Source organism: Rhodopirellula sp. UBA1907 (assembly GCF_002337565.1).
GTDB classification, from domain to species: Bacteria; Planctomycetota; Planctomycetia; order Pirellulales; family Pirellulaceae; genus Rhodopirellula; species Rhodopirellula europaea.
On the sequence record NZ_DDGH01000006.1, the window covers coordinates 34,955 to 42,816 of the forward strand.

4 protein-coding genes are annotated in these 7,862 nt (G+C 56.8%); all 4 read left to right on the forward strand.

What is annotated here, in order from left to right:
• Nucleotides 1–235 precede the first annotated feature (235 nt).
• Entirely contained in the window at nt 236–2,743 is a 2,508-nt protein-coding gene (locus B2R17_RS02065) for a DUF1553 domain-containing protein (RefSeq protein ID WP_286762712.1), read from the forward strand.
• A gap of 60 nt (nt 2,744–2,803) precedes the next feature.
• Complete coding sequence (locus B2R17_RS02070; RefSeq protein WP_286762634.1) at nt 2,804–4,300, forward strand: DUF1501 domain-containing protein; 1,497 nt, start codon at nt 2,804–2,806, stop codon at nt 4,298–4,300.
• 61 nt (nt 4,301–4,361) lie between these two features.
• Nucleotides 4,362–5,429: an exonuclease domain-containing protein gene (locus B2R17_RS02075; protein WP_286762635.1), complete on the forward strand. Its 1,068-nt coding sequence runs from the start codon at nt 4,362–4,364 to the stop codon at nt 5,427–5,429.
• A gap of 238 nt (nt 5,430–5,667) precedes the next feature.
• The coding region (carB, locus tag B2R17_RS02080) for a carbamoyl-phosphate synthase large subunit (RefSeq protein WP_286762636.1) at nt 5,668–7,862 on the forward strand (2,195 nt) is incomplete at its 3' end.

A 7,862-nucleotide genomic window follows, 5' to 3' on the forward strand; every position in this document is an offset into this window, starting at 1 on the left:
AGGGGGGGACAGTAGAAGTTCAGTTCGAGTTCGCCTCAGGTTTCACGGCCCTTTCCCGGGCAAAAACACGCGTGACGCGACGCGACCAAGCAAAGTCGCGACATTCCTTCGCACTTCGCAACACATCCAGCTCTATTCAGTTGCGATGCCCCCGAAGGTGGACCAAAATGGAACTCGCCCTCCAAATTGCTCCTCCACCACCCCCGCCTCGCGAATGCCTGCGTCCTTTTCCCCCGTGGTTTCCACCGCGATGAGTCCGATTTCACTCGGTTTTAGCGTTCTCACGCTCCTTCTCGCTTGGATCCTGCCAGCAAACGCGGACGAGGTTTCTTTCCAAGAAGACGTGCGGCCGATTCTTTCGAACCATTGCTTTGCCTGTCACGGTCCCGATGAAAACAACAACGCAGCGGGATTCCGGCTGGACGTCGAGGGCGAAGCCGACCTGGACGAGGTGCTGGTCCGGATCGAATCCGAAGATCCCGATTCGATCATGCCGCCGCCGGACATGCACAAACCGCTGAAGCCCGAGCAGATCACGATTCTGAAACAGTGGATCGAGCAGGGTGCTCCCTACGAAACCCATTGGGCATTTGTCACACCGACCAAACCATCCTTGCCCGATCTGGCGCACGACGAGTGGGATGCTCCGATCGATCGATTTGTGCGTTCCAAAATGGAATCCAAAGGGCTGACGCCGCGTCCCCGAGCCGACCGTCGAACGCTGATCCGTCGTCTGTCACTGGACCTGACCGGGTTGCCGCCGACAGCCGAAGAGATCGACGCGTTCCTGAACGACGATTCCGAAACCGCCTACCAAGACCTCGTAGATCGCGTCATCGCGAAACCTGCCTTCGGTGAGCACATGGCGCGTTACTGGTTGGACCTCGTCCGGTTCGCCGACACCAACGGGATGCACCACGACCACTACCGCGAGATGACACCGTATCGCGACTGGGTGATTCGGTCGTTCAACGAAAACTTGCCGTTTGACCAATTCATCGTCGATCAAATCGCCGGCGATCTGCATCCCGATCCCAGCGTCGATCAATTGACCGCGTCAGGATTCAATCGATTGCACTTGATCATTGACCGCGGGACAGCATTGCCAGAGGAAAGCTTCGTCAAGAATGTCGTGGATCGAGTTTCCGCGGTCGGCACAGCGTTCATGGGCCTGACCCTGCAGTGCGCCGTTTGCCACGATCACAAATACGATCCCATCTCGCAGAAGGACTTCTATTCGCTCTACGCGTTCTTCAACAACTTTGATGGAGCCCCCGAAACGGGAGGACGTCGAGGCACCGATTTTCAACGCGGACTTCAACCGCCGTACATCGAATTCCCGACGGAAGAACAATCCAAAACGCTATCGCGATTGAACGCCGAGATCGCTCGTTTGCAAACGGAAGCGAAAGATCTACAACCCAAGCCGGAACCACCCAAGAATGAAGAACCCGCTGCCTCCAATCCTCAACCTCCCACCGAGAACATCGAACAGAGCGGAGAGAAGGCCGAGCCAGAATTATCACCGGAAGAACGCAAGCAGAAACTGCAACAGGTTCAAACCACGATCGCGAAATTGAACAAAGACCGCGACAGTGTTCTGGTCAACGTTCCCGCAACCTTGGTTATGAAAGAGCGAGCGGAAATCCGCCCGGCTCACATCCTGATTCGCGGTGCCTACGACGCCCCCGGTGAAGTTGTCTCACGCAACACGCCTTCATTCCTGCCGCCGATGCCAGACGCCAACGATCCCGACTCTTTAAGAACACGGATGGATTTGGCTCAGTGGATGGTTGATCCATCCAACCCGCTGACCGCGCGCGTCACCGTCAATCGATTTTGGCAACAACTCTTTGGTGTTGGGCTGGTCAAGACATCCGAAGACTTTGGTGCCCAAGGACAACTGCCGTCGCATCCGCAACTGCTGGATCACCTTGCCATCGAGTTCATCGAATCCGGCTGGGATGTGCAAGGCTTGATGCGTTCGATCGTCAACACGGAAACTTATCAGCAATCATCGATCGCTCCTCGAGAATCCTTTGTCGCTGACCCGCAGAACCGATTGCTCGCTCGCGGTTCTCGCTACCGACTCGATGCCGAAGTGATTCGCGACCAAGTCCTCTCGGTTTGTGGCCTGCTCAGCCCGACGATGTACGGACAAAGCGTCAAACCACCTCAACCAAAAGGGTTATGGACGATCGTCGCGATGCCGACCTCTTACCCGAACAGCTACGTTCCTGACTCGGGTGAAAAAGCTGTTCGGCGAAGCGTCTACACGTTTTGGAAACGCGGTTTGCCACCGCCGCAGATGACCATCTTTGACGCACCCAATCGCGACAGTTGCATTGCTCGGCGGGAACGCACCAACACGCCGCTGCAGGCTCTCATGCTGATGAACGAACCTCAGTTCTTCAGCGCATCAACGACACTGGCTAAACGATTGCTCGATGATGAATCATTGAACTCAGACGATGGGACCGATCAAAAGCGTTTGGCTGCCGCGTATGAAACGATCACTTCGCGACCACCAAACGCCGACGTGCTCGAATCACTTTCACGATCGCTGGATGGTTTTCAGTCGTTGTACGAGTCACACCCCGCCGAGGCGACCGCCCTCGTGCAACGATGCACGGATCCGTTGGTCCAATCGGTATCGGCGGCACCCGACCAAGTCCGTTTGGCCGCATGGACAATGGTGGTTCATTCCATCTTGAATTTGGATTGTGTTCGAACGCGGGAATGACGCCACGTTCCCGACCGCAACCCGCCAACGAATTCGAACCACTCTTTCACAAACTTCGCCATGAATACTTCTCAAAACGCCGCATTACAAACGCTGACCAACCTATCGGGTCGGCGTCAGTTCTTGCAGCAATCCGGCATGGGGCTCGGTGCCGCCGCGTTGGGATCGATCGTCGCTCGCGCGCAAGCCAACGAAGCCAAGTCGATCGACAAGCAAGCCGCGGACTTGAAAGCCGGTGAGATGGAAGGTCTGCACTTTCCCGCCAAAGCCAAACGGGTGATCTTCCTGTTCATGGCGGGCGCCCCCAGCCAAATGGATTTGTTTGATTACAAACCCGAGCTTGCCAAGCAGTTCAAGCAACCACTCCCGCCCAGCGTCAGCAACGGGCAACGCGTCACCGCGATGACGCGCGGCAAAGAGCAGATCATCGCACCATCGATGTTCGAATTTTCGCGGCATGGCGAAAACGGGATCCACCTCAGCGAACTGCTCCCGCACCTTGGAACCGTCATCGATGACATTTGCTTGATTCGATCCACGCACACGGATGCAATCAATCACGATCCCGGCAAAACGCTGTTCTGCACCGGATCGGAAATCGCTGGCAAAGCAAGCTTGGGTTCGTGGCTGAGCTACGGCCTCGGTCGGATGAATGAGAACCTGCCCGATTTTATCGTTCTCAACTCCGCGTTTTGGAGCGGCGACAAAGCCAACATCCAAGCTCTCTACAGTCGATTGTGGGGATCCGGTTACTTGCCATCCAAGCATCAAGGCGTCTCGTTTCAGCCATCCGGTGATCCGGTTTTGTTCCTTTCCAATCCGAAAGGTGTGAACCGCGAAAGCCGTCAGAAGATGCTGGACCTGGTCACGGACCTGAATCGCCAACACATGCAACAAAGCGGTGATCCTGAAATCCTGACCACCATCGCTCAACAAGAGATGGCGTTTCGGATGCAGGCGTCGGTGCCGGAACTGACCGACCTGAGCCAAGAAACCGAAGACACGTTGTCGATGTACGGCCCGGAAGTTCACAAGAGCGGCTCGTTCGCACGCAACTGCTTGATGGCACGCCGCATGGTCGAACGCGACGTTCGATTTGTTCAACTATTCCACCGCGGTTGGGATCATCACTCGCACCTGCCAAAGAAAATTCGTGGCCAAGCGTACGATGTCGACCAACCATGCGCCGCACTGATTCGCGATTTGCGTCAACGCGGAATGCTCGACGACACCTTGGTCGTTTTCGCGGGCGAGTTCGGACGCACGACGTATTGCCAAGGCAAACTGACGCACAAGGATTACGGTCGCGATCATCATCCTCGTTGCTTCACGACATGGATGGCGGGCGGCGGCGTCAAAGGCGGTATCACCCACGGCGTCACCGACGACTTCAGCTACAACGTGGTTGAGAACCCGGTTCACGTGCGTGACTTCAACGCAACGATCCTGCACCAACTGGGAATCGATCACGAACGATTGACGTTCCCATTCCTTGGACTCGACCAACGTTTGACTGGCGTGGAAGAAGCCCACGTCATCCACGACATTCTGGCCTGATGCATCAGCCCGTTTCGCGAAGGGTTTGACAAGTCAAAGCGAGCCGACTTAGAACTGCGTCATGGATTTCACCGCGATCGATTTTGAAACGGCAACGCGTCGTTCGGACAGTGCCTGTCAATTGGCGGCGGTTCGCGTTCGCGGCGGAGAGATCGTTGACTCGGCTTGCTGGCTGATTCGACCGCGGCCGTTTGTCTTTTCACCCGCCAACATTCAGATCCACGGCATCACGCCCGGCATGGTGCGTGACGAATCCGAATTTGGCGAGTTGTGGCCGGAGATCCAATCCACGCTGGGCGATGATTGCTTGATCGCTCACAACGCCAGCTTTGATCTTGGCGTGTTGATGGCTTGCTTGGAATCGCACGACCATCCCGTTCCGGACATGCAATACAGTTGCACGCGAGCGATCGCCCGGCGGACTTGGCCACAACAACCTCGGTTTGGCTTGAAGCCTTTGTCCGATTGGCTGGGCATTCGGTTTCGCCATCACGATGCTCTGGAAGATTCGATCGCCTGTGCCAAGATCGCTTTGGCCGCGGCGGAAGACTCCGGGGCGACCACGTTGGAGGCTTTGGAATCGAAGCTTTCCTTGTCTCGGGGTAGCGCAGGTTCCTGGGGAAAGAAAGGACCGACGTCCAGGCGAGCATCGACCCGGCGAAAATCTTCCCCGCGACGCTCTTCCTCACGGACTCCCGAAGTCGCGATCGCGGGATCGACGATGGCGGGTTCCGCGATTTCGAGTTCAGCGGCTCCATCCGCCTCCTTCGCCCCGGCTCCGGCTCGGCCCTGCGGGATCAGCGACAGCGGCGTGGATTTGCAGCGATTGATGATTCGTGCTGACTTCATCCGTCCGCTCGAGGGCCGAAAAGTGGTCTTCACCGGGGTGCTGCGAAAATTGCAGCGGGAGGAAGCCGAAATGCTGACCTCCCGATGTGGCGGAAAATGCCAGACCAGCGTTTCGCGAAAAACGGACTTGGTCGTCGTCGGCGATCCCGATTCGCGAACGGTTCAGGCGAGTCGCACGATGAGCGTCAAAGAAGCCACCGCTCGGCAGATGGCCGCCGAGGGTGCCCCCGTGAAAATCATGACGGAACACGAGTTTCTGGAAATGATCATCGCGATGTAAACATTCGTCTTACCGACGAATTAGCCGCCAATCTGGGGCTGCAAGGTGGATCCTGCCAAGAGTTCTCGGCGAATCGATTTTGATCGGATCCCCGGTCCTCTGCGCCGAGGCCAAACCGTGTTATCCTTCCCGAAATTTTCACGGCAGGCGTCGTCGAACCTGAGCCCCCACAGCCGGTGGGCTCTCGACCAGATCGCCAGCCATTCGAGCCCCTCCGCCCTCTTTTGGGATCGTTTCCGTGCCGCGTCGCGACGACATCAAGAAGATTCTGCTCATTGGCAGTGGCCCGATTGTTATCGGCCAAGCTTGCGAATTCGATTACTCAGGAACCCAAGCCTGCAAAGCGTTGCGCGAAGAAGGTTATGAGGTCGTGCTGGTCAACAGCAACCCAGCGACGATCATGACCGACCCGGCGACCGCCGACGCAACGTACATCGAACCGCTGACTTGGCAGATGGTCGAAAAGGTCATTGCGAAAGAGCGTCCCGATGCACTGCTGCCGACTCTGGGTGGCCAGACCGGTCTGAACGTCGCGATGGACCTGGACGCCAACGGCGTGCTCGAAAAATACGGCGTCGAAATGATCGCCGCCAACGCCAAGGTCATCGCCAAAGCTGAAGAGCGCGACCAGTTCAAAAAGGCGATGGAAAAGATTGGGCTGGATGTTTGCAAAGGCTTCACCGTCCACACGCTGGCCGAAGCACGCGAAGCACTGGCGGAAGTCGGTCTGCCTGCCGTCGTTCGCCCATCATTCACGATGGGCGGCAGTGGCTCTGCCATCGCATACAACAAAGACGACTTCGATTCGCTGGTGCAAAACGGGCTGGACCAATCGCCCGTCACAGAAGTCTTGATCGAAGAATCGATCATTGGCTGGAAAGAATACGAGATGGAAGTGATGCGTGACCGCGACGACAACGTCGTGATCATTTGCGCCATCGAAAACTTCGACCCGATGGGCGTCCACACGGGCGACTCCATCACCGTCGCCCCCGCACAAACGCTGTCAGACAAAGAATACCAGCGGATGCGTGACGCATCGTTGGCCGTCATTCGCGAGATCGGTGTCGAAACCGGAGGCAGTAACATTCAATTCGCGATCGAGCCTGACACGGGCCGGATGATCGTGATTGAAATGAACCCGCGAGTCAGTCGCAGTTCGGCCCTGGCCAGTAAAGCGACCGGTTTCCCGATTGCAAAGATCGCTGCGAAATTGGCGGTCGGATATCGTTTGTGGGAATTGCCCAACGACATCACGCAGAAAACCAAAGCCTGCTTCGAGCCGACGATCGATTACGTCGTCACCAAAATGCCTCGATTCGCATTCGAGAAATTTCCCGAAGCCGACGCAACGCTGACAACACAAATGAAGTCGGTCGGCGAAACCATGTCGATCGGACGGACGTTTCAAGAATCGTTCCAAAAAGCCCTGCGTGGTTTGGAAGTCGGCGCGTTCGGATTTGGCAGTGACCCAAAGGATCTTTGGGGAACCGAAGATCAACCAAACCGCGACGAAATCCGTGCGAAGTTGTCGACTCCCGGTTCCGAGCGAGTCTTCTACATCCGCTACGCATTCAAAGACGGAATGACGGCGGCGGAGATTCATTCGCTGACCAACATCGACCCGTGGTTCTTGGATCACCTGCAACAACTGATCGAAACCGAAGACAATCTTCGTGCGATCGGCAAGTTGGACGGGATCGACGCGGACACGATGCGAGACGCCAAACGTCGCGGATTCTCGGATCGCCAAATTGCAACGATCACGTCGAAAACGGAATCTCAAGTCCGAGCAAAACGCTTGGAAATGGGCATCCGTCCGGTCTACAAAAGTGTCGACACGTGTGCGGCTGAATTCGAAGCCTTCACGCCGTACTACTACAGCACCTACGAAACCGAAACCGAAGTCCCCGCCAAGGGCGACAAGAAACGGGTCGTCATTTTGGGTGGTGGCCCCAACCGAATCGGCCAGGGCATCGAGTTCGATTATTGCTGCTGCCACGCTTCGTTTGCCCTGCAAGAAATGGGCATCGAATCGATCATGGTCAACAGCAACCCGGAAACGGTCAGCACCGACTACGACACATCGGACATCTTGTTCTTCGAACCGTTGACGATCGAAGACGTGCTGAACATCTGCGATGCGATGCAGCCCGATGGTGTGATCGTTCAGTTCGGTGGCCAAACGCCGCTCAACTTGGCTCGTGGTTTGGAACAAGCCGGCGTGCCGATCATCGGCACCAGCGTCGACACGATCGACACCGCCGAAGACCGTGAATTGTTCAGCAGCCTGATCGACGAACTCGGACTGCGACAACCGCCGTCGGGTATCGCTCGCAACATGGACGAAGCGCGAGTCGAAGCCAAACGCATCGGCTATCCGGCACTTGTTCGCCCCAGCTTTGTGCTTGGCGGCCGCGCGATGGAAATCTG